22 protein-coding genes and 1 tRNA gene are annotated in these 23,174 nt (G+C 60.6%); 5 read left to right on the top strand and 18 right to left on the bottom strand.

Annotated elements, in window-relative coordinates; genetic code table 11:
- Nucleotides 1-194 precede the first annotated feature (194 nt).
- The 12 genes from pnp to rimP form a co-directional block, all read right to left on the bottom strand.
- Nucleotides 195-2,510: a polyribonucleotide nucleotidyltransferase gene (gene pnp / locus LUA85_RS06860; RefSeq protein WP_231468135.1), complete on the bottom strand. Its 2,316-nt coding sequence runs from the start codon at nt 2,508-2,510 to the stop codon at nt 195-197.
- A 161-nt stretch (nt 2,511-2,671) separates the two neighbouring features.
- Complete coding sequence (rpsO, locus tag LUA85_RS06855) at nt 2,672-2,941, bottom strand: 30S ribosomal protein S15 (protein WP_231468133.1); 270 nt, start codon at nt 2,939-2,941, stop codon at nt 2,672-2,674.
- A 5-nt stretch (nt 2,942-2,946) separates the two neighbouring features.
- Complete coding sequence (gene truB, locus LUA85_RS06850; protein WP_231471790.1) at nt 2,947-3,861, bottom strand: tRNA pseudouridine(55) synthase TruB; 915 nt, start codon at nt 3,859-3,861, stop codon at nt 2,947-2,949.
- Between the two features lie 5 nt (nt 3,862-3,866).
- On the bottom strand, nt 3,867-4,574 hold the full coding sequence (locus tag LUA85_RS06845) for a site-2 protease family protein (RefSeq protein ID WP_231468131.1): 708 nt from the start codon (nt 4,572-4,574) through the stop codon (nt 3,867-3,869).
- A gap of 1 nt (nt 4,575) precedes the next feature.
- The gene (locus tag LUA85_RS06840) at nt 4,576-5,133 is read right to left on the bottom strand and encodes a GNAT family N-acetyltransferase (RefSeq protein WP_231468129.1); all 558 of its coding nucleotides are present in this window, start codon (nt 5,131-5,133) and stop codon (nt 4,576-4,578) included.
- Nucleotides 5,130-5,717 (bottom strand): thymidine kinase, encoded by a 588-nt coding sequence (locus tag LUA85_RS06835; protein WP_231468127.1) that lies wholly within the window; start codon nt 5,715-5,717, stop codon nt 5,130-5,132. The genes LUA85_RS06840 and LUA85_RS06835 overlap by 4 nt, the downstream gene beginning before the upstream one ends.
- Before the next feature lie 13 nt (nt 5,718-5,730).
- Nucleotides 5,731-6,135: a 30S ribosome-binding factor RbfA gene (gene rbfA, locus LUA85_RS06830; RefSeq protein WP_231468125.1), complete on the bottom strand. Its 405-nt coding sequence runs from the start codon at nt 6,133-6,135 to the stop codon at nt 5,731-5,733.
- A gap of 2 nt (nt 6,136-6,137) precedes the next feature.
- Nucleotides 6,138-6,674, bottom strand: a complete 537-nt coding sequence (locus tag LUA85_RS06825; RefSeq protein WP_231468123.1) for a DUF1697 domain-containing protein — start codon at nt 6,672-6,674, stop codon at nt 6,138-6,140.
- Nucleotides 6,675-7,118: 444 nt separating this feature from the next.
- On the bottom strand, nt 7,119-9,740 hold the full coding sequence (gene infB, locus LUA85_RS06820; protein ID WP_231468121.1) for a translation initiation factor IF-2: 2,622 nt from the start codon (nt 9,738-9,740) through the stop codon (nt 7,119-7,121).
- Nucleotides 9,741-9,745: 5 nt separating this feature from the next.
- Nucleotides 9,746-10,483, bottom strand: coding sequence for a DUF448 domain-containing protein (locus LUA85_RS06815; protein ID WP_231468119.1), 738 nt, complete (start codon nt 10,481-10,483; stop codon nt 9,746-9,748).
- Nucleotides 10,464-12,098, bottom strand: a complete 1,635-nt coding sequence (gene nusA, locus LUA85_RS06810) for a transcription termination factor NusA (RefSeq protein ID WP_231468117.1) — start codon at nt 12,096-12,098, stop codon at nt 10,464-10,466. Before nusA ends, LUA85_RS06815 begins: the two co-directional genes overlap by 20 nt.
- A gap of 3 nt (nt 12,099-12,101) precedes the next feature.
- Complete coding sequence (rimP, locus tag LUA85_RS06805) at nt 12,102-12,662, bottom strand: ribosome maturation protein RimP (protein ID WP_231468115.1); 561 nt, start codon at nt 12,660-12,662, stop codon at nt 12,102-12,104.
- A gap of 362 nt (nt 12,663-13,024) precedes the next feature.
- Between rimP and LUA85_RS21585 the strand changes: the two genes are divergently transcribed.
- Together LUA85_RS21585 and LUA85_RS06800 are read left to right on the top strand one after the other, a co-directional pair.
- Nucleotides 13,025-13,153 carry a hypothetical protein gene (locus LUA85_RS21585; protein WP_256448228.1) on the top strand — a complete coding sequence of 43 codons (129 nt, stop codon included), beginning with the start codon at nt 13,025-13,027 and terminating at the stop codon, nt 13,151-13,153.
- On the top strand, nt 13,153-13,377 hold the full coding sequence (locus LUA85_RS06800) for a PspC domain-containing protein (protein ID WP_231468113.1): 225 nt from the start codon (nt 13,153-13,155) through the stop codon (nt 13,375-13,377). Before LUA85_RS21585 ends, LUA85_RS06800 begins: the two co-directional genes overlap by 1 nt.
- Nucleotides 13,378-13,440: 63 nt before the next feature.
- On the opposite strand, the gene LUA85_RS06795 is transcribed toward LUA85_RS06800, so the two are convergent.
- Nucleotides 13,441-14,166: a queuosine precursor transporter gene (locus LUA85_RS06795; protein ID WP_231468111.1), complete on the bottom strand. Its 726-nt coding sequence runs from the start codon at nt 14,164-14,166 to the stop codon at nt 13,441-13,443.
- 60 nt (nt 14,167-14,226) lie between these two features.
- Between LUA85_RS06795 and LUA85_RS06790 the strand changes: the two genes are divergently transcribed.
- The 3 genes from LUA85_RS06790 to LUA85_RS06780 all read left to right on the top strand — a co-directional run bounded on the left by LUA85_RS06790 (nt 14,227) and on the right by LUA85_RS06780 (nt 15,871).
- Nucleotides 14,227-14,303: transfer RNA gene (locus LUA85_RS06790), tRNA-Arg, on the top strand.
- 65 nt (nt 14,304-14,368) lie between these two features.
- Nucleotides 14,369-14,668: a hypothetical protein gene (locus tag LUA85_RS06785; RefSeq protein WP_231468109.1), complete on the top strand. Its 300-nt coding sequence runs from the start codon at nt 14,369-14,371 to the stop codon at nt 14,666-14,668.
- 273 nt (nt 14,669-14,941) lie between these two features.
- Nucleotides 14,942-15,871, top strand: coding sequence for an IS110 family transposase (locus LUA85_RS06780; RefSeq protein ID WP_231468107.1), 930 nt, complete (start codon nt 14,942-14,944; stop codon nt 15,869-15,871).
- A gap of 123 nt (nt 15,872-15,994) precedes the next feature.
- On the opposite strand, the gene LUA85_RS06775 is transcribed toward LUA85_RS06780, so the two are convergent.
- The 5 genes from LUA85_RS06775 to LUA85_RS06755 all read right to left on the bottom strand — a co-directional run bounded on the left by LUA85_RS06775 (nt 15,995) and on the right by LUA85_RS06755 (nt 23,051).
- Nucleotides 15,995-17,053: a tyrosine-protein phosphatase gene (locus tag LUA85_RS06775; RefSeq protein ID WP_231468105.1), complete on the bottom strand. Its 1,059-nt coding sequence runs from the start codon at nt 17,051-17,053 to the stop codon at nt 15,995-15,997.
- Between the two features lie 22 nt (nt 17,054-17,075).
- Complete coding sequence (locus LUA85_RS06770; protein ID WP_231468103.1) at nt 17,076-19,742, bottom strand: TonB-dependent receptor; 2,667 nt, start codon at nt 19,740-19,742, stop codon at nt 17,076-17,078.
- A 143-nt stretch (nt 19,743-19,885) separates the two neighbouring features.
- Entirely contained in the window at nt 19,886-20,554 is a 669-nt protein-coding gene (locus LUA85_RS06765) for a TadE/TadG family type IV pilus assembly protein (RefSeq protein WP_231468101.1), read from the bottom strand.
- A complete protein-coding gene (locus LUA85_RS06760; protein WP_231468099.1) occupies nt 20,548-21,141 on the bottom strand; it encodes a TadE/TadG family type IV pilus assembly protein in 594 nt (197 codons plus the stop codon). Before LUA85_RS06760 ends, LUA85_RS06765 begins: the two co-directional genes overlap by 7 nt.
- Entirely contained in the window at nt 21,141-23,051 is a 1,911-nt protein-coding gene (locus LUA85_RS06755; protein ID WP_231468097.1) for a Tad domain-containing protein, read from the bottom strand. Before LUA85_RS06755 ends, LUA85_RS06760 begins: the two co-directional genes overlap by 1 nt.
- Between the last annotated feature and the right edge of the window lie 123 nt (nt 23,052-23,174).

Genomic DNA, 23,174 nt, shown 5'->3' with positions numbered 1-23,174 from the left:
GCCGTTTTCTGGCGATTATGGCTTTTGCAAACACAAGCTCTCGCTTCGTCATTGCGAGCCTCGCACAGCGAGGTGAAGCAATCCAGAGCGGTGTGTAACGACACTGGATTGCTTCGTCCGCTTCGCCTCCTCGCAATGACGAAATGATGTTTGCAAAGGGTATAATCACCCTTCTTTTGTTGGAGTTAGCGGCCTCAGTCGTCAGACTTCAGGAACGCTGGCATGTGATCGGGAGCCGGACCATCATCACGGTCACGGCGCGGGCGGTCGCCGCCTTCGCGACGCGGACCACGGTCACCGCCTTCAAGACGTGGGCCACGGTCATTGCTGCGCGGTCCGCGACGATCACCGCCACCACGGTCAGGACGGTCACCACGCGGTTCGCGCGGTTCACGTGCCGGACGGGTATCTTCCAGTTCAGCGCCGGTTTCCTGATCGACGACGCGCATCGACAGGCGAACCTTGCCGCGCGGATCGATTTCAAGAACCTTGACCTTTACGGCCTGGCCTTCCTTCACGACATCCTGCGGCTTTTCAACGCGCTCATTCTTCATTTCAGACACGTGGACGAGACCGTCCTTGCCGCCCATGAAGTTCACGAAAGCGCCGAAATCAACGATGTTGACGACCTTGCCGTCGTAGATTTTGCCGACTTCGGCTTCTTCCACGATGCCGAGGATCCATGCCTTGGCGGCATCGATCTGGGCAGTGTCGGACGACGAGATCTTGATGATCCCTTCGTCGTCGATATCGACCTTGGCGCCGGTGGTGGCAACGATCTCGCGGATCACCTTGCCGCCGGTGCCGATGATGTCACGGATCTTCGACTTGTCGATCGTGATCGTCTCGATGCGCGGGGCGTGTGCCGAAAGTTCGGTACGCGCTTCGCCCAGGGCCTTGGTCATCTCGTTCAGGATATGCGCGCGGCCTTCCTTGGCCTGCTCCAGTGCCTTGGCCATGATCTCGCGCGTGATGCCCGCGATCTTGATGTCCATCTGCATCGTGGTGATGCCGTTGGCAGTACCGGCAACCTTGAAGTCCATGTCGCCGAGGTGATCTTCATCGCCAAGAATATCCGACAGGACGGCGAATTCATCACCTTCGAGGATCAGGCCCATCGCAATGCCCGAAACCGGACGGTCGATCGGAACGCCAGCGTCCATCATCGAAAGGCAACCGCCGCACACGGTCGCCATTGAGGACGAGCCGTTGGACTCGGTGATGTCCGACAGAACGCGGATCGTGTAGGGGAACGCGTCCTTGGTCGGCAACACCGGGTTCAGCGCGCGCCATGCCAGCTTGCCGTGGCCCACTTCGCGACGGCCCGGAGCGCCGAAGCGCCCGACTTCACCGACCGAATAGGGCGGGAAGTTGTAGTGCAGCATGAAGCGCTGGTACGACAGGCCATCGAGACCGTCGATCATCTGCTCGGCGTCCTTGGTGCCCAGCGTGGTGGTGCAGATCGCCTGCGTTTCACCGCGCGTGAACAGCGAAGAACCATGTGTGCGCGGCAGGAAGCCGACCATGGCTTCGATCGGGCGGACCTGCGTGGTGGTCCGGCCGTCGATGCGGGTGCCGTCCTTGAGGATGGCGCCGCGAACGATGTCCGCCTCGACCTTCTTCATGGTCTTCATGGCGACCATCTGGGTCTGCGGGGTTTCGTCCGAGAACGCAGCCTTCGCCTTTGCACGCGCATCGTTGAGCGCGTTCGAACGGGCCGACTTGTCGGTCAGCTTGTAGGCCGCAGCAACATCCTTGCCGACGATGTCCTTGAGCTTCTTCTTGATGTCAGCCGTGTTGTCCGACAGATCGACGTTCCAAGGCTCCTTTGCGGCCTTTTCGGCCAGATCGATGATCGCGCCGACGACCTTGCGGATTTCGTCATGCGCAAACATGACCGCGCCGAGCATTTCTTCCTCGGTCAGTTCCTTGGCTTCAGACTCCACCATCATCACGGCAGAATCGGTTGCCGCCACGACGAGATCGAGGCGGCCTTCGGCGACCTGCGAAAGCGACGGGTTGAGCTGGTATTCGCCATCCTTGAAGCCGACGCGGGCAGCGCCGATCGGACCCATGAAGGGGACGCCGGAGATGGTCAGCGCAGCGGATGCCGCGATCATCGCAAGAATGTCTGGCTCAGTCTCACCATCATAGCTGAGAACCTGGCAGATCACGTTGATTTCGTTGTAGAAACCTTCGGGGAACAGCGGGCGGACCGGACGGTCGATCAGACGGGAAACCAGCGTTTCCTTTTCCGTCGCACCGCGCTCACGCTTGAAGAAGCCACCCGGAATACGTCCGGCGGCGGAGAACTTTTCCTGATAGTGGACGGTCAGGGGGAAGAAATCCTGGCCTTCCTTGACCGACTTGGCAGCGGTGACCGCGCACAGGACAACGGTTTCGCCATAAGTGGCGAGCACAGCGCCGTTTGCCTGGCGGGCAACACGGCCGGTTTCCAGAGTGAGGGTTTTTCCGCCCCATTCCAGCGATACGGTTTTGACGTCGAACATTTGATTTCCTTCAGCCCACGGCCCTATTGCGCGCGGGTTTTTGCTGCCGGGGTTTCCGTCCCGGTCCGGTGTGGGGCCGTTTATCGTGCCCCGAAGGCGTCCTGCCGAATTGCAGGCAAGCCTAAACGCAAAAGCGGCCCGCTAGGGGCCGCTCCGCTTGGTTACTTACGAAGACCGAGCTTCTGGATGAGGGCGTTATACCGCGCCACATCCTTCTTCTTCAGGTAATCGAGAAGCGAACGACGCTTGTTGACCATCATCAGCAGGCCGCGACGCGAGTGGTTGTCCTTGTGGTTGGACTTGAAGTGCTCGGTCAGGGTCTGGATGCGGCTGGTCAGGATCGCGACCTGAACTTCCGGCGAACCGGTGTCGTTTTCGGCGCGGGCGTGGCTCGCAATGACTTCCTGCTTCTTTTCTGCGGTAATCGACATATCATTCACTCCGCGACATCGGCGATGTTGAACCCCCTCGTGACGCTCAGGCTTCCGCCTGAAAGCTCAACCAGCGCGACCGGCACATTGCCTGCCCGCGCCCAGTAAAGCCCGTCATCAAAGGGCAATCCCGTCAGAACGCGGCCCTGTCGGACCGCCCTTGCCTGCTCAGGATCGAGGTTGAGAGCCGGGATGTCGACCAGCCCTGCCTCCAGCGGCAAGAGTACGTGTTCAAGGGGCGCGCCTTGGCCGACCTCGTTCAGTTTGTCCAGCGAAATCGCCCCCGACAAGTCGAACGGCCCCGCACGCAAGCGGCGCAGCATGGTGACATGGCCCACGGTGCCCAGCGCCCGCGCAATATCGCGCGCAAGGCTGCGAATATACGTGCCTTTGGAGACATGCGCGGTGAGCGTTGCGGACTGGAGCGCCTGCGGTGGTCCGTCAGTGCAATCGAGCGTCAGCGTGTGAATCGTGACACTGCGCGACTTGAGTTCGACGACCTGCCCTGCCCGCGCCAGATCATAGGCGCGTTCGCCATCGATCATCAGCGCGGAATAGGCGGGTGGAACCTGTTCGATCGGGCCGCGAAAGGCACCCAGCGCAGATTCAAGATCGGACAGCGCGGGCCGATGCGGACTTTCCGTCACGATCCTGCCCTCAAGATCGAGCGTGTCGGTTTCTGCACCAAACTGGACGGTGAAGGCGTAGACCTTGCTCGCATCGAGCATCCGCCCGCACAGCTTTGTCGCCTCGCCGATGCCGATCGGCAGCACGCCCGTTGCCAGCGGATCGAGCGTACCGCCGTGGCCGACCTTGACCTTGCCGAAGCCTGCCTGCCGCAAATTGCGCTTTACCGCCGCCACGCCCTGCGTCGATCCAAGCCCCAGCGGCTTGTCGAGAATGATCCAGCCATCGACCATTGGCTTCACATCGGCTCCGGGCCGGCCACCGCCGAGGCAAGCTGGCCCAGATGGGCGACCATCCATTCGACCGGGGGCAGGACCACACGCTCCACCAGACGAAGTTCGGGCATCAGATATGGCAGGATTACAAGGATCGCGAAGACAACGATCAGCCCGAACGGTTCGATCCTGCCGTACACGCGGGCAAGTGGTGCCGGAAGAATGCCCATGACAATCCGCGAACCGTCAAATGGCGGGATCGGCAGCAGGTTGAACGTGCCCAGAAACAGGTTCACCAGCAGGAAATTGCGCAAATTGTCCGCAAGGAACAGCACGGGAAGCCCCGGCTCGATGGAACTGTCGGTGGCGCGGACAAGCAATCCCAGGCTGATGGCTGCCATGGCTGCAAGAATGAAATTGACCCCCGGCCCGGCAGCGGCAACCGCGACCATGCCCCAGCGCGGATTGCGCAAGCGGCGGAAATCCACCGGCACCGGCTTTGCCCAGCCGAAAACGGGGGCGCCGGTCAGCTTGAGCAGGCCGGGCAGGATGATCGTGCCGAACGGATCGACATGGCGCAACGGGTTGAGGCTGAGGCGCTTTGCCTCTGCCGCCGTGGGATCGCCCAGCGCCCGCGCCATCCAGCCATGCGCCACTTCGTGGAACACGATGGCAAGGATCATCGGAATCGCCACCGTGGCGATGGTCCAGATCAGGCTTTCGGGGTTCATGTCAGTAGCCCAGTCGTTCGCGGTCGCGCTCGACGATCGAGAAGATCGCACTGTCGCGCAGGTGCCCGGTCCATGTGATCATGTGGTTACGCAAGATGCCCTCGAAGGTCGCGCCGATCTTGCGACATGCGGCTTGCGAGCGCTCGTTGCGCACATCGATCGAAAAATGAATCCGCTTCAGCCCACACGCAAAACCGTGCGCAATCATCAATCGCTTCATGCGGCCGTTGACCTTGTTCTGGCGAAAACGCGGCGACAGATAAGTATTCCTGATTTCAGCGGTAAGCCAGCGCGGGTTCGGGTCAATCCAAGCGGTCACGCCCGCCAGTTCGCCACCCGACACGATGGCAAAGGGCAGGCGCGGCGAATTTCCCAGCAACATGTCGAACGAAGCATCGAAATGGTCTGGGCCATAGCTCACGCCATACATCTGCCAGATGTCCAGATCCTCGGCGCACACCGCCTGCAAGCCAGCGCGGTGATCTTCGCGCAGCGGTTCGAGCCGAACATCGCCGTCGGCCAGCACAGCCAACAGCCCCATCGGATCATCATGGATCAAGACGGCATCCCTTCCATGGCTTCGCTGAAATGCTTGCGGCACAGCGCGACATAGCGGTCGTTCCCGCCGATCTCTGTCTGGTCTCCCGCGCGCACCGCCGCACCGCCATCGTCGACGCGCAAGTTCATCGTCGCCTTGCGCCCGCAATGGCAAACGGCTTTGAGTTCAACCAGCGAATCCGCAATGCCGAGCAGCGCTGCCGCCCCTTCAAACAGCTCACCCTGAAAATCGGTACGCAAGCCATAGCAGAGCACGGGAATCCCCGCAGCATCAGCAATCCGCGCCAATTGCCACACCTGGTGCTTTGACAGGAACTGCGCTTCATCGACCAGCACGCACGATAAGGGCTGGACGGCGTGGGCCGCGCTGACGCGCGCCCACAGATCGGTTTCAGCGTCGAAGCGATTGGCTTGGGCGTGAAGGCCTATACGGCTCTCGATGGCGCGGTCGCCTCCCCGATCATCGATCGATGCGGTCCACAGCATCGTCGCCATGCCCCGCTCGCGGTAATTGAATTCTGCTTGGAGCAGGTTGGTCGATTTGCCGGCATTCATGCTGGCATAGTAGAAATAGAGCTTGGCCATTCCGCCCGGCCGGTCAGCTTTCGGGGTCGGCAGGGCCAAGGTCGCGCTTGACCTTGGGATCGGCCAGGATCGATTCAATGCGGCTTGCCACATCGAAGCTCTCGTCGGGCAGGAACTTGACCTTGGGCGCGAATTTCAGGCGCAGGCGCTGGGCCACTTCGCGCTGGAAATAGGCGGTGTGCGTGCGCAATGCCTTGAGCACCAGCTCCTCGTCCTCGCCCAGCAGCGCTTTCACAAATACCGATGCGTGTTGCAGGTCAGGCGACATGCGCACTTCTGTTACAGAAACCGTGTGCGCGCTCAGCACATCGTCATGCACCTGCTGCCGCATCAGCAGTTCGGACAGGATATGACGCACCTGTTCCCCCACCTTGAGCAGGCGGACGGAGCGGGTTTCGGGGGTGGTCTGCTTGGCCAAGTCTAACTCATTTTAGCTAGGATACGGGCAATCGAGCGCACATTGCGCGCGGTGCCCCGCGTGCCGAGACGGCGTTCGATGAAAGCGCCGGTAAGCTTGCTTTCCCCCACGCCGTTGGCAAAATCTATATAGATGCTGCGGTTGCCGATTGCCAACTTTTCGAAGCCGCGCATCGCCTGATCGGCTGCCAGCTTGTCGAACGCGGCTTGGTCGGGCTGCTTGCCCAGGAACATGGTGTGGACCAGATTGTCTGCGCCGATGCCAGTGAACGGATTGCCTTCGATGGCCTCTGCCATAGCCTCGCGGTTGCGGACGGCGACGAAGCTGTCGAAATCGAAGCGGTCCTGCATGACATGGGCGAACATGTCTTCAAGCCCATCCAGCGGACGATCATCATAATCGAACAGCAGGTTGCCGCTGGCGACGACGGTCTCAAGTCCGGTCAGTCCTTCCCTCTCGAACGCATGGCGCAAATCCGCCATCTTCAGGCGATTGCCGCCGACATTGATGGAACCGAACAGGGCGACATAGCGGGTCATTCTTGCATTTTCCGGCAGAAGTGTTATTGAAGACGGACCACTACGGTTGAAATATCCATTTCACCATCCCGGAGCCCAGGCGCTGCTACGTCTGGGCTCTTTTGGTATCGGGAGCGCCGCTGCTACAGCGCCCCCTCACTGGCTTACTTGCGACTAAGCTCGATGAGCTTGATCACCAGACCGACGAACCCGACCACAAAAGTCGCTACGCCGAGAACCAGAACCACTACTGTATCCAAATCCACAAAAATCACCTTCCCTTCTGTCGCTGGTAGCGACCTCGGAAGAGGCAAAATTGAGTTGGTTCAGAAGGATTCAGTTCGCCGCTATACGACAAATGAAAAGCGAAACTGCCCCCACTATGGCAGCAAGGCCTGCCAGCACAACAACAATACCAAATTTGGTATTGCCATCAGGCTGGCAGGCCATCGCAAATCCTTAACCTTACAAAGTCCGGTCGCGCATTTCGACTTCGAAGACTTCAAGCTGGTCGCCCGCCTTGATGTCGTTCGTGTCGGTCAGCAGCACACCGCATTCCAGACCGCCGCGCACTTCGGCAACATCGTCCTTGAAACGACGCAGCGACGAGATGGTCGTGCGGCTGACGATGACATCGTTGCGTGTGAGACGCGCGTGGAGGCCCTTGCGGATGACGCCTTCGACCACGAGCAGACCGGCAGCCTTGTCCTTCTTGCCAGCAGGGAACACTTCCTTGACCTCGGCACGGCCGACGACCGTTTCGATGGCTTCCGGCCCAAGCTCGCCCGCCATTTCCGAACGAATATCGTCGGTAAGCTGGTAGATCACGTCAAAGTACTTCATCCGCACCTTGTTGCGCTCGATCAGTTCGCGCGCCTTGGCGTTGGGACGAACATTGAAGCCGACAATCGGCGCGCCGCTGGCCTGCGCCAGATTGACGTCGCTTTCGGTGATCGCGCCCACGCCCGATTGCAGGATGCGGACCTTGATCTCGTCGGTCGAGATCTTGTTCAGCGCATTGACGATAGCTTCGACCGAACCCTGCACGTCTCCGCGCACAACCAGCGGATACTCGATGATCGCATTCTTCGTCGCCAGGGCGGAGAACATGTTTTCGAGATTGACCGGGGCCTGCACGGTACGCTTCGCCGTTGCCATTTCCTGACGGTAAGCCGCCACTTCACGCGCCCGCGCTTCGCTTTCCACCACGGTCAGCGTATCGCCAGCCATCGGCACACCGCCAAGGCCGAGCACTTCGACCGGCAGCGATGGACCGGCTTCCTTCACCTGACGGCCCTTGTCATCGAGCATCGCGCGAACACGACCCGACTGGGTGCCGACGACGAGAATGTCACCGACCTTGAGCGTACCGCGATTGACGAGGACGGTGGCCAATGGCCCCTTGCCCTTGTCGAGCTTGGCTTCGATCACGGTGGCATCGGCTGCGCGATCCGGGTTGGCGCGCAGTTCGAGCAGTTCTGCCTGAAGCAGGATCTTCTCGATCAGATCGTCAAGCCCCGCGCCTGTTTTTGCCGACAGTTCCACATCCTGAACATCACCCGACATGGCTTCCACAAGGATTTCATGTTCGAGCAGGCGTTCGCGGATTTTCTGCGGATTGAATTCCGGCTTGTCCGACTTGGTGATCGCCACGATCATAGGCACACCGGCTGCCTTGGTATGGTTGATCGCCTCGATCGTCTGCGGCATCAGCCCGTCATCGCCCGCCACCACAAGAATGACGATATCGGTGACGTTGGCACCACGCATACGCATTTCGGTGAAGGCTTCATGGCCCGGCGTATCAAGGAAGGTGATCCTGTCACCACCCTTGGTCTTGATCTGATACGCACCGATATGCTGCGTGATCCCGCCTGCTTCACCGCGCACAACATCGGTGCCGCGCAGGGCATCGAGCAGCGAGGTCTTGCCGTGATCGACGTGGCCCATGATCGCCACGACCGGGGGCCGTGCTTCGAGCGTTTCGTCGGCATCGACATCGGCAGTCGTGTCGATATCGGCATCGCTGTCGCTCACGCGCTGGATGTTGTGGCCGAATTCGGTAACCAGCAGTTCGGCGGTGTCCTGATCGATGGTCTGGTTGATGGTGACCATCATGCCCATCTTGAACAACGCCTTGATCAGGTCCGCAGCCTTTTCGGCCATGCGGTTGGCCAGTTCCTGAACGGTGATCGCATCAGGCACCACCACATCGCGGACCTGCTTTTCGCGCGGCTGCGACTGGCCGGCAAAGTGAGCACGCTTTTCCTTCTCGCGCGCACGCTTGAGCGCCGCGAGGCTGCGGGCGCGCGCGCCTTCGTCCTCATTCAGAGCGCGCGTAACGGTCAGCTTGCCGCCACGGCGATCTTCGGTCTTGCGGTCACGCGGAGCACCAGCAGGCTTCTTTGCCGCAGGTTCAGGACGCTTGGCCGGTGCAGCAGAAGCGACCGGCGTGAACCGGCGCGGCGCCGGCACGGCAGGTGCGGCTTCGGCAGCCTTTGGCGCTTCTGCTGCTTCTTGAGGCGCAGCCTCAGGAGTCGCGGCTACCTCGGCCTCTGCTGCGGGCGCTGCGGCAGGTACAGGCGACGCGACTTCGGCAACTTCAGGAGCGGGCGCGGGCGCAGGCGCAGGCGCAGGTTCAGAAACAGCTTCCGGCGCAGGTGCGGGAGCCTGCGCAGCGCGCGCGGCTTCCTCGGCCCGACGGCGTTCTTCCTCGATTGCGCGCGCGCGCTCTTCCTGCTCGCGCCGGTTGGCCGCTTCGGCCGCAGCCAGGCGTGCCTCTTCGGCCTCGCGCAGCAGACGGGTCTGCATCTCCTGCCGTGTCTCGCGGCTCGCCGAAGGGGGCGGCGGGGGCGGAGGTGGAGGCGGCGGCGGCGCGACGGGGACCGGCTGTGGCGCAGCAACGACGGGCGCAGCAACGGGCGCGGCCTCGCCGGGCCGTCCCATCAGCTTGCGCCGCTTCACTTCGACCACCACCTTGTTGGTGCGACCGTGGCTGAAGGTCTGCTTGACCTCTCCGGCCTCTACCGAGGTCTTCAGGCCCAGTGGCCTGCGGCCCAGAGTAGGCTTCTTGTCGCTATCGCTCATCGAACTCATTCGCCCTTCGTATCAATATCGTCGTCTGCTGCCATGCCGTCATCCGGCTCGGCAGCGTCATCGGTCTCGTGCCCGAGAAAATGCAACAGGCGCTGCAGCGGCCCTGCGACTCGTGCGGTCGCGATGGCATCGGTCAGCGCCAAGTGTACGACGTTGTCGCGGCCCAATGCCACAGACAGCGCCGCGCGGTCCAGCGGCAAGATGACACCCTTCAGCCCGGAGCCTTCGGCCCCCTCGCCCACGCGCCATGCCTGTGCCAGCTTGTTAGGCCCGTCGGTGCCCGCATCGGATGCATGGCCAAGGAAAGTGACCGCCCCCGAACGCGCGCCTTGCGCGATCCGTTCGGTGCCCAGCAACACGTTGCCCGCCCGCAGTTCGATCCCCAGCCGGTCGGTCAAGGCGCGCCGCAGCGCAAGCTTGGTGCGTTCGCCGAGATCATCGGGGATGTGCAGCTTCGCGCCCTTGAACGCACGCGCCAGCGCGCCCTTGAGTTTCCCGTTGGCAACAGCGGCTTCAAGGTCTGCGCGCGACACGCCGATCCACGCGCCGCGCCCTGGGGCACGTGCCAGCACATCGGGAAGCACGTCACCATCGGGCGAGATGGCGAGGCGGATCAGATCCCCCCGCGCATCGTGACGCCCGGTCAGCACACATTTCCGCTCCGGCGGGGTCTTCCCCGCCGCTGTGCGATCAATGATGTCGGAGCTTAGCGGCTCATTGTGAGGGTTCCGCATGGGCGGCCTCCTCAGCTTGTGGCTCATCCTCGAACCAGTGAGCGCGGGCGGCCATGATGATCTCGTTGCCCTGTTCTTCGTTCAGGCCGTATTCGCCCAGAACGCCGCCCTTGTCCTCGCTGCGCTCCGAACGCTCGGTCCGCTCGCGCGGGGCCTTGTCGTTGCGGCGGCGCTGTTCGACGCGCTTCTTGGCGATGAGTTCGTCGGTGGCAAGATCGGCCAGATCGTCGAGCGTCTTGATGCCCGCCTTGCCGAGCGTGACCAGCATTGCTTCGGTCAGGCGCGGCAGTTCCGAAAGCGCATCTTCCACACCAAGCGAACGGCGCTGTTCGCGCAGGCCTTCTTCGCGGCGCTCGATCGCTTCAGTGGCGCGGCTTTGCAGTTCCTCGGCCAATTCGTCGTCAAAGCCTTCGATGGCCGCGAGTTCGGAAAGGTCGATATAGGCCACTTCGTCGAGTTCGCTGAAGCCTTCGGCCACCAGCAGCTGCGACAGGGTTTCGTCGACATCGAGTTCTTCCTCGAACATCTTCGAACGCTCGGCAAATTCCTTCTGGCGCTTTTCCGATGCTTCCGCTTCGGTCATGATGTCGATGGCAGAACCGGTCAGCGACGAGGCAAGGCGCACGTTCTGGCCGCGACGACCGATGGCGAGCGAAAGCTGGTCATCAGGCACGACGACTTCGATGCGGCTTTCTTCCTCGTCGATCACAACGCGGCTGACGGTGGCTGGCTGAAGCGCGTTGACCACGAACGTCGCGGTGTCCTCGCTCCACGGGATGATGTCGATCTTTTCGCCCTGCAATTCCTGCACGACGGCCTGAACGCGGCTGCCCTTCATGCCGACACAGGCACCGACCGGGTCAATGCTGCTGTCACGGCTGATAACGCCGATCTTGGCGCGGCTGCCCGGATCGCGGGCGGCGGCCATGATCGTGATGATGCCGTCGTAGATTTCAGGCACTTCCTGCGCGAACAGCTTCTTCATGAATTCAGGGTGCGCGCGGCTGAGGAAAATCTGCGGACCACGGTTCTGACGCTCGACCTTGAGGATCAGCGCGCGGACCCGTTCACCGACACGCGGCACTTCGCGCGGGATCTGCTGATCGCGGCGGATCACGCCTTCGGCGCGGCCAAGGTTGACGATCACGTGGCCGAACTCGACCGACTTGATCACGCCGGTGATGACTTCGCCCGCACGGTCCTTGAACTCGTCGAACTGGCGGTCACGCTCGGCATCGCGAACCTTCTGGAAGATCACCTGCTTGGCCGACTGCGCATCGATGCGGCCAAGATCGACGGGAGGCAGGGGATCGACGATAAAGTCACCCACGGCAGCACCCGGCTGCAGCTTTTCAGCCTGCTTGAGATCGACCTGCTTGAAGTAGTCCTCGACCACTTCGACCACTTCGACCACGCGCCACAGGCGCAAGTCGCCGGTGCGCGGATCGAGCTTTGCACGAATATCATTTTCAGCGCCGTAACGGTTACGGGCCGACTTCTGGATCGCTTCTTCCATCGCCTCGATGACGATCGACTTGTCGATCATCTTCTCGGTGGCGACCGCATTGGCGATCGCAAGCAGTTCTGCACGATTGGCGGAAATCGCACTGGCCATGGGTCAGTCTTCCTGTTCTTCGAGGATTTCATCAACGCCGTCGGTTTCGAGCGGCCTGGTAGAAGCGATGAGCCTGTCGGTCAGGACAAGCTTGGCATATTGCACATTCGACAGCGGAAAGGTGACGCGCCCGGACTTGCGGTCATCCAGCGTCACGATGTCACCTTCAAGGCCGACAAGATCGCCGGTCAGCGACTTGCGGTTGCCGTCGACAGGTTCAAACAGGGTGAAGCGCGTCTCATGACCTGCCCACGCGAGATAATCCTTAGCGCGGGTCAGCGGACGGTCAATTCCGGGGGATGATACTTCGAGGCGGTAAGCATCGACGATCAAATTTTCGCCTGCTTCTTCGAGTTCGTCGAAACGATCCGAAACACGGCGCGAAAGCGCGGCGCAATCCTCGATCACCAGTTGGCCGGTTTCCGGGCGTTCAGCCATGATCTGGAGCGTATGCTCCTCGTCACCGATCTCTCCACCCTTGAAATAGCGCACACGCACAAGATCGAAGCCGAGGGCTTTGACCTCAGGCTCGATAACTTCGGTAATGCGCGCAATATCCGCCATACTCTCTCCGGTTGCCGTTCCATCCCTGACTGAACAGGATATGCAAAAGCGGAGCCGAGCCGGAACCATCTGGTTCCAGCCTGACCTTGCTTTCACAATGTCTGGATGAGCGCCAAATAAGCGCGATTTGGAAAATTTGCAAGCCGCAATCGACAAAGGGAAGTGATCAGGAAAGTTCGCCGCCAACTCTTGGTGAAAAACACCAATCATTTGCATCCGTCCCATCAGAAATTCGGCAGTGCTGGCGATGGAAACGCCGTTTTCCGCCATTTCCGCAATTTGGCACACCCTGTGCAATGAACGGGACATGAGCCGAAACGGTCTCACACAGTTACAGCGACCCGAACTTGAGGACAATTTCCATGACCACTCTCGCCCAGCGCATAACCGCCGCAGCCACAGCTTTCGCGCTCAGCCTCGCGCTGATTGCCGGCACCGTTCACACCCCTGCCCCGATGGGCACCCCCGCCGCCATGCAGGAGATGATCTGATGACGCAGCTTCGTTTCGATGATTCGCCAGTGAAGCCGATGGCAAAGTCCGGCGGATTCCGTCTCGACAAGTCACGTGGCAAGATCATGGGCGTTTGCGCCGGGATCGCCAATTACTTCGGCGTTGATGTAACGCTGGTGCGCGTGGCCTTCGGCCTTGCCACCGTGCTCGGCTTCGGCACCGCGATCATCGTGTATCTGCTGATCGGCCTGATTGCGGACTGACCCTTTCCGCACGAGGCCCAACCTGCCCCGCCTCTCCCGCCCCCGGAGAGGCGGGGCTTTTCGTCAGACCTGCGGTGCCTTGGCGAATGGCGAAAAGTCGGTCCCGGTATCGAACACTTCGGTGCCTTCACGCTTTTTCAGCCATCCGACTACGGCATAGGTAACGGGAGTCAGCGCCGCTTCCCACAGCACCTTCATCAGCCAGTTGGTGACCATCACGGTAAGCACCTGCTCCGTCGTCCATGTGCCAAGGAAGGCTACGGGATAGAAAATCATGCTGTCGATCGCCTGCCCGAATACGGTCGATCCGATGGTCCGGCTCCACAAGTGCTTGCCCGCCGTCAGGATCTTCATCTTCGCCAGGACGAACGAATTGACGAATTCGCCCGCCCAGAAGGCCGTGACCGATGCCAGAACGATCCGCCAGGTCGATCCGAACACGCTTTCATACGAAGCCTGTCCATTCCAACCGGGCGCGGGCGGCATGGCGACCACAACAAAGCTCATGAAAGCCATGAAGATGAGCGCGAAAAACCCCATCCAGACACAGCGCCGCGCGTTGGAATAACCGTAGACCTCGGTCAGCACATCCCCGATCACGTAGGAAACCGGGAAGAACAGGATGCCCGCGCCGAAGGTGAAGCCACCGACCTGCGCCAGCTTGGCCGCGCCGATCAGGTTCGACAGCAGCAGGATCGCGACGAACGATGCCATCACGTAATCGAAATAGCGGAAGTGGCGACGGGCGCTGGACGTGCCGTCGAGTCTCGAAAGTTGGGGATCGCTCATGGGTGCCTTTGCTAACCCGGTTTGCACACGGCGAAAAGCAGCTTATGGGGCAGGCAGCGCGCGCCCGTAGCTCATCTGGATAGAGCGCGAGACTTCTAATCTTGAGGCAGCAGGTTCGAGTCCTGCCGGGCGCGCCACTTGCAAATTCACGAATTGCTTTCCAGCGCGCCGCGGTCTCGCTCGCGGGATCGCTGACCTGACAATGATACTGACCACCGAGGGCAACATGGCAGCGGAAAATTCAATCCACGATCGGCGTGAACATTTTGCCTATTGTGTGCAATTGTTTGGTGGCACCACTTCTGCTGCCCGCCGCCTCGGCATAGACGAAAGAGCCATCCGCCGGTTCATCAACGGCGAACGGCCCATCGGAGACGGTCTTTTGAAAGACACTGCCAAGACACTGCGCCAGCTTGCCGATGAAGCAGGTGCGGCGGATGTGCTGATCAAGACGATATTGGACGCCGAGGCAGGCAATCACGCCATCGACGCGACAGCGTGATCATGCACCGCGCCCATCAAGTTAGGCGACTATATCTTTTGTAAACACAGCGGTCGTAAACCCACCCCCACCCCCTTGTATCTGGACGTTGTTGGTTGATTGCGATGTAATCGGCTGATCGCCGGGGTGGGTGGCCACCCACCCCGGCGCTGCGCTGCTGTCGCCCGTCACCACTCAGGCAGTAACCGTAAGGGAGCCTGGGACCAGCACCGCTTGTCACGCACGACCGAATAGTCGGCAGGTGTCTCAACCGTACGGACAAGGCAGGTTACCGTGATCGAAACGATTTGTGGAGTGGATGTTAGCAAGGCCTGGCTTGATGGCTGGATCGAGGCCGGCGGCTATCGCCGGTTCGCCAATGATGAGGCGGGAATTGCTGCGTTGGCGGACTGGGCCGGTCGCCATGGCGCGGGACTGGTGGTGATGGAATCCAGTGGCGGGCTCGAACAGGACGCATTCCTGGCGCTGTGGCGCGCAGGCATGCCCTGTGCCCTGACCAATCCCAGAGCGGTACGGCATTTTGCCGAGGCGATGGGGCGGCTGGAGAAGACCGACCGTATCGATGCAGAGGTCATCGCCTGCTTTGCTGCGGCACGGCGGCTACGGCCAACGCCGCCACCTTGCGACGAACAACAAAGGCTTAGCGCGCTTTCTGCCCGGTTGCGGCAAGTGACAGGCGATATCACGGTGCAAAAGCAGCGCCTGCATTCCACCCGCGATCCGCTTGCCCTTGCCAGCCTGAAAGAGGCCATCGCCTTCTTCAATACCCAAGCCAAAGCGCTGGCCCGTGAAATCGCAGGCCTGATCGAACACGATCCCGTCTGGACCGCGCTTGATCGCACACTGCGCTCGGTCAAGGGCGTGGCAGATCGCACCGTTGCCACCCTGCTGGCCGAACTGCCCGAAATCGGAACCCTGTCGAACAAGGCCATCGCCAAACTTGCAGGCCTTGCGCCCATCGCGAACGACAGCGGCAAACGATCCGGTGCCCGATCTATCCGTGGTGGAAGAAGCTCTGTCCGCTCGATCCTCTTCCTCGTCGCCGACATCGTGCGAAAATTCGATCCGGCCATGGCAGAGTTCCGCCAACGCCTGCTCGACCAAGGTAAACCCAAAATGGTCGTCCGCATCGCCCTCGCCCGAAAACTGCTCGTCCGACTCAACGCAAAAGCACGCGAAACAAGAGCTGAAATTGGTCAGTGACACTTGACCTGTCAGATAGTCGCTCCCTTAAGGGAGGGGAGCGAGACTTATTGAGCCGACGGCGAAATTAGTCGCAGCAGGGAGGGTGTGCTGCGCCCGTGTTTACAAACGCCATAATCGCCATCAGTTGAGATACAAGGTACGCAGGCGCGCGATTTCCGGCTGCCCGACGCCCAGTTCCTTGTCGAGGTAGCGTTCCACGCTGCCATAATCGCGCTCGATCACCTCGAACAGCTGGACGAGATGGGAAACGCCCGTAGGAGCATAAAGTGGCTCAGCTTTCGGGCCGCCCGGTTTCTTTGCCGATGCGACATAATAGGGGACGATCGGATTGCCCGGCCAATCAGCGGGATCAAGCGGCGGCATTTCGAACTGCGGACGGCGCAGCGCGGTCGACAAGTGGTAGTCTTCAAGAATGGTCTTGCGATCCACGCCAAGCGCGCTGAGGACAAGTGCCGTGGTAATTCCGGTGCGGTCCTGCCCCGCCGAGCAGTGATACATCACCGGACCTTCAGCCTTGATCAAAGACCGGAACACCGCCTTGAGTTGCGGTTTGAGCATGTCTCCCAACCCGGCATACATGTAATCGCCGCCGTTCTTGGCCAATTCGGCCATCAGCGGCTTGAGCGAGTAATCGTTGCTGAGAAACATTGCTCCGGTGCGATCATCCAGCATGGTTGGCGCGATCATCCGTTCGTCCGTTGATCTCAGATCGACGATGGTGGCGATCTTGAGCGTGCTCAGCAGGCCATAATCCGCTTCCGTCAGCAGCGGCATGGCACCGGATCGGAAAATCCGTCCCCACGCCACCTGCTTGCCATCGGCGCCGATATAACCACCCACGTCGCGAAAGTTCGAACCTTGCTGAAGCGGCAGTTCGCGTTCCGCGACGCGCCGGACCGATCCATCGCCGCCATCGCGCAGCACGAAGTAGCGCCGCTGCGATGCCGGAGATACCACGACGATCCGCCCGGAACGATCCGCCTTCGCGATGATCTCGGCGGTTTCGGGCGAGGCGGAAGGATCGGCCGCCGCCAGCACGGTGACGGGATCGGCATCGCTCCATTCGACGGCGACGTGGCCCGCATCGATTCGGGTAACCGCTGCCCGGTCAATCGCCGCTGCCGGAGTGGCAGCGGCGATGACGAGGAGCGAAACACTGGCGGCGATTGTCTTGCGCATGGATGTTTCCTCTCGCAGGGGATCAGAAGTTGAACCGGACGCCGAACATGTAGCGCGAACCGATCTGCTCTACTTCGGTCGGCTGTTCCAGCGTGTCCTGATAGGCGATGTATTTTTCATTTGTGAGATTGGCCGCGTCAGCAAACAGGGTGAAGTTCTCGTTCACCTGGTAGCGCAGAGACACGTCGAGGTTGCCATAGGATTTGCGCGATTCCCCGCTGCCGAAACCGCCAAGGCTGTCGAGCCAGTCAGAGCGCCACTGATAACTGACCCGCGCCGAAAGCCCGTATTTTTCATAGTAGGCCGATGCGTTCCAGATGGTGTCGGACAGCCCTTGGAACGCGATGCCCTTCTGCTGCGCGCCGTCGACGACCTGCGTGTCGAACTTGCCGTCCAGCAGGGTCACGTTGCCCTGAAAGCCAAGACCGTCGAGCGGCGAAGGCAGGAAGCTGAACTGCTGCTGGTAGGACAGTTCCACGCCATAGAGCTTGCCGTTCTGCCCGTTGAAGGTCGACGTCAGCAGATAGCCCGAACGGTCCACCCCATTGCTGTCGAACACGTCGCTGCCAACCACTTGCGCGTTCTGGTAGAACACGTTGTCAACCCAGCGGTGGAACGCCGCGACCGAGATCAGGCCGTTGCCCGGCAGGTAATATTCCGCGCTGCCGTCCACGCCCCAGGTATATTCCGGTTCAAGCCCCGGATTGCCTCCCGTGATCGTACCGGGCGAGGTCGTACCGTTGATCGAAGACCCCACGCGGATCGCCCCATAGGCCGGACGCGAAACGCCGCGCTGGCCCGAAAGGCGCACAACAAAGCTTTCACCCAACGACAGGCGGGCGTTGACGCTGGGGAACAGGTCCGTGCGCGTCTGCTTCACCGAAAGTGGCGTCTGGACTTTGTCGATGACCGCCGTACCGCCGTTGATCAGGCGATAGTGCTCCACGCGTACACCGCCGGTCAGCAACAGATCGTCAAGATCGGCGCTGGCCATAACATAGCCCGCCAGCGTCTTTTCCATCTGGCGATAGCGGTCGGTCACCGGAACGTCGTCAGCGGGGTTGTAAAACCCCGCTGCGGCCAGCTTGGGCAGGAGTGTATCAAGCGCATCGCGCATCGCGCGATTATCAGCATAGTTCAGCGTGAAGCCCAGCGGGAAGCCGGTGTCCCACGGCGTGTCGGTGACGAAGCTGTTGACGTCGAAAGGCTGGCCCACGCTGGCACCCAGCGCGCCGATTCGCACGAGGTTTACGAAGGAGAAGTTGTTGCCCGCAATCGTGCGGTCGGCATAGAATCCGCCCGCAGACAGCGTCAGCCGATCAAGTTTCTGGCTGAGGTCAAGCTTGACGGTGTAGCTGTCCGAAACGGTGCGCTGGCGCGCGGCGATAAGGATCGTGTCGGCGTTGTTCAGCGTTGTCTGGTCGAACGCGCTCAGAACGGTGGTTCCCCGCGCGCGCACCCCGCCATTGCTGACCGTGTTGTAAAGCGTGACCACCGGGAACAGCGGGTCCGAGCGGTCATAGGTCAGCGACGGCGAGTTCAGGCCCGACGTGCTCGACTGCACCAGCGGGAGATATGATGTGTTGTCGGTGCGGGCATAGTTGAGGCGGACATTGGCGGTAAAGCCATCGTCCGTCGTGTAATCGCCGCCAATCGCGCCGATATAGTTGCGGTTGCGGTATTCGCCGTAATTGAACGAACCGCGCATCGGCACGCTAACCAGGTTGCCTTCATCAAGGTTGCGCGTACCGCTGACCGCACGGTCAAGCCGCAGTTCGTACTGGTTGCGCTGTTCGTCATCGTTGAATTCGGTGAAGATCGCCTTGGCCCAGATGCGCTGTCCTTCGACAGGCTCATATTCGATGCCGCCGAACAGACCGTTGTTCCAGCGCTCGATCTCATACTGGCGGATGTCAAATTCGGTCGGGCCAAAAGTGGTGTCCGTGCTGCTTGAAGGGGCATCGTAAGCGCCTACCTCGCGGTTGTCGGTCAATTGCTTGCGGCGGTAATGCGACCCGCCCAGCACCACGCCGAAGCTGTCGTTGGCCCAGCTGACACGCAACGAACCCTGGCGCTGTTCGCCCTTGCCCAGATCCATGAAGCCATAGCCGAGATCGCCGACAACATGCAGACCCTTGCGCTCCAGCGGTGACCATGTGCGCAGATCGACATTGGCAACGATGGCATCGGCCGGAATTTCCGGGGTGAGCGACTTGTTGATGACCATCGATGAAAGCAGCACCGCAGGCACCGCATCGAAGCGGAAGGCGCGCGTATCGCCGCCTTCGTCCACGCCGATCATCGGTACGCCGTCGATCATCACCGACGTCCAGCGATTGGGCGCGCCGCGGATCTGGATGTAGCGTTCCTGCCCCTGATCGCGCTGCACTGCCACGGCGGGCAGGCGCGAAAGCGCAGCGGCGCTGTTCTGATCCGGGAAGCGGCCAACCGCGTCAGCGGCGGCAACATCGACAAGATTTACGGCGATGCGCTTTTCGCGGATCGAAGCAGCCTGCGATTCGGCAATGGCGCCGGTCACGACGATCTGCTCGCCTGCATCAGCCTCGGCGGCAACGGGTTCGTCAGCCGCAACGGTCGATGGCGCGGCTTGCGCGAACGCCGGAGCGGCTCCCAGCGTGGCAATGGCGATGGTTGCCATGGCGCAACCGGCGGAAAAACGTTGAATCATGCTGCCCCCCATTGTGGGCGACCGCTGCGGTCGCGAGGGGGGCGCTAGGGGAGCAGAGCGACATCCTCCTGACAGTTCGATGGCGCTGAAATTACAATGGTTCAGTTATGTGACTGTCCGGGAGAGCCACAGCCGGCTTGCTGTCACGTGCAGGGATAAAGCCCGTTGCCGCCGGTCACGCCCAGCGTCAGGTCGCGATCGTCACGGATCAGGAACGCACCCTCCTTGTTAAGGACACGGTTGTTGACGAACATGTCTCCCAGAAGGCCTTCATAGTTGTAGAAGACCTCCACGAACATCACCGCGCTGCCGGCACTGGCCGTGACCTTGGTCGTACCTTTGCCCATCCCGGTAATCACCGCACCGTTCAATCCATTGCGTGTGCTGTCGTTGCCATAGGCTGATTGTCGCGCGAGGGTTCCATAGCACCGTTGCCAGTGGATATATTGCTTGCCGGTTGCAGTGTCGCGTTCAAGGCTGGTCAGGATGATTTTCCCGCGTGTGGCGAAATCGAGCGTACCTGCCTGTTCCTGCGCGCCGCGCATCACTTCATTGATGTCGGTTTCGCTGATGCTTGGGGTGATTGCGCTGTTGTCCGTCTGTCCAAGGCGCGAAGCGTTGTCGGCCAGCGACAAGGCGATCTCGCTCAGCCTCATGTCGACAGTGGTGAACTGCGTTACTTCGATCCCGTAAAGGGCAATCGACAGGATTACCGGCATCACCAGCGCAAATTCGACAGTGGAGACGCCCGACTTGCAGCGCAAAAGCCTGCGCAATTTCGACGACCTGCGGTTTGCCGGAAGGCTCAGCACGTACCCTCTCCAGAACCTTGCCCATCCTGCAGTGCGAACGGCTGATTGCGCTTGACTGTGGTCGACGTAAGTTCACGCTCAGACCAATCCAGCGGCACAAGCGGCATGGCGAATGTCGGCGTGTACCTGACGTTCACGGTATAGACGATGACGTCGTTTGCGCCGCCATTGCCACCCAAACCCACATCCTCGTCGTAACGACCGTTGTTGTTTTCATCCACGTACTTTTCGCCGGTCGAACATTCGCCGTCGCTATTTGTGTCTTGTAGCGGCTCTGCCCGCTTCACGTCGGTGAAATCGAAATAGCTCTTGCGCGTGGAACTGATGGTTGCACCGGGCAGGACTTTGCCGATCACATTCTCCACTATCTCATCGGCCTGCGCGGTATTGCCGGTTTCCAGCGTGGAATCGCGCGCAGCCTTCTCCACTGCACCGTCCAGCACACCCGTTGCATAGACCATCTGCCCCAGATCGAGCGAGCCGATGATCACCAACAGGAATACCGGCGCAACGATCGCGAACTCGACCGTGGTAACCCCGGACTTGCTGCCACGCAGCCGTCCGATATGGCGACGCAAGGCACTCATCACTGATAGACCCGGAGTTCGCCCACGTTCTTCGCAATTTCCTGAAACGCGGTGTTGAGCTGCGCTGCGTTGTTCGCAAGGTACGAACTGTTCGACGATGCGCAGTACGTCAGGTCAGAGGTCAATGACGATCCGAAAGCGATCACCCACACGCGGAATCCCTTGTCCTTTGCAGCATCGCAAAGTGCCTTGAAACGGGCGGTATGACGCGACGACTGATTGCTGCTGCCATCATCCGTGATGCGCCGATCATGGTATTCGATGCCGTATGTGGACTGGATCGTGTTGCTGGGCGCCATTTCGCCGTCCGTCATGAAGATGATGTGACGCGAAACCTTGCCGCCGTTGCTCGGCGCGATATTGACCGTGTTCTGCCACGGGCCATCGGGCGAACTGAGCCGCAGACCCCAGATCATGCCCAGGTCATGATAAGTTGAACCTTCGGCCACAAGCGAGTCAGCATAAGAATCGAATGCATCTTTGGTCATCGTCTGGAGCAATTGCGCCTGATAGGGGCAATAGGAACCCGCCTTCGATCCGCGCGTCGTTTCGTCCGCGTTCGTCAGATAGGTGTAGCCGTTGGAATAAACGGTCCGGTAATAGGCAACCTCCGGCCACATCGGTCCCCATTTGGTCGCCTCGTCATCGTCAGCGGGCACCATGTCGATGTTGAGATCCAGCGCGTCCGATGGAGACATGCCGGTTACATTGGAATAGCTGACACTCCCGGAAGCGACGGTGTCGCGCTCCTCGATACAGCCTTTCCAGGTGTAGCTTACGCTGGTGCCATTGCTGCCGTTGGGGACGGAAGCAGCCACGAAAGTCTTGTACGTTCCGGTGTTGTACATGACCCGCTTGTAGGCAAAATGGCTAAACTCCTGCCGGGTCCGCGTCTCATAAACGGGATCAGAAGTTGCATATTGGTAAGTATAATAGTTTCTGTTTACATAGTAGTAATACACACGCCATGGCCGTGATCCGCTGCTCAACCTCGTACAGGTATATTTCGTTTTTCGTTGTGGTTGCGTGGTCGTCGTAGTTACAACCTGCTGGCCGTCGCCATTGGTCGTCGTGCTGTTGCTGCTGGATGACGAACCATTGTTTGCCCAGGCAGTATCTGCCGGTTTGGCATTGTTGCAGTTTGTTTGCGATGTGTAATTGGTGGAACTGTATTGCGTCGACGAACCCGACGTTTCCGAACTGTAGCCAGAATTGCTGGTATAGACCGGATCGTCCCAGCCGACGAAGACCTGTTCGGTGATCGTGTTGAACACCGGCTCGCGCGACTGGATCGGCCACTGGTCTGCAAGATAATCGGGATCGAGATTGTAGATCAGGCGCCCGACATTGACCGATGAACTGTACGGCACGAACGAATAGCGCACGCGCGCGTTCGAGCTTTGCGTCGCCGTCGCAACGGTCGTGTAGAAGTTCTTCATGGCAGCACGCAACGCCTGGATGCGCGTCTGGGTGGAATTGGGAAGCGTACTGGCCATCGATCCGGTGGTATCGAGCACCATGGTAATATCGCTGTTGCCCACGCCCATCGTCGCGCTGCACTCAACCGAAACATCCAGCGTATCCACGCCCAGCATGTTCATCACGGCCATGTTGACCGTGGTTGAGGCGGTGCCTGTCACCATGTTGCCGGCATCGGTGGAATCGGTGACGAACGAGGTATCGGTTGCGCCGATCTCATCCTCGTTGAAATTGGTATTGAAATACGTAGCGGCTTGCGCCTTTTCGGTCGTGCCATAGCCATCGGTCGTAACCGCGCGGCGGCCTGCCAGCGTCCCGGCATCGCATGCTGATTGCAGGCGGTTCCGCGCCTTGTACACACGGCTCATATCCAAGCCGCCACCGACCAGCGCAACGATCACGGGTACGCTGATCGCTGCAAGCGGCAGCACACTGCCTTGCGAATTGCGATGTAGGCGAGAAAGGAACCCGGTCACTTTTTACCCAACTTCTGCTGCTGACGATCCTGCCAGAAGCAACAGAAGGAGTTGCCAGAGTCTTACCCTTATAAGTAT

The sequence above is a fragment of the Novosphingobium sp. CECT 9465 genome (genome assembly GCF_920987055.1).
GTDB lineage: Bacteria > Pseudomonadota > Alphaproteobacteria > Sphingomonadales > Sphingomonadaceae > Novosphingobium.
The sequence above is the reverse complement of the archived record's forward strand: the minus strand, read 5'-3'. Positions and strand labels throughout refer to the sequence as shown.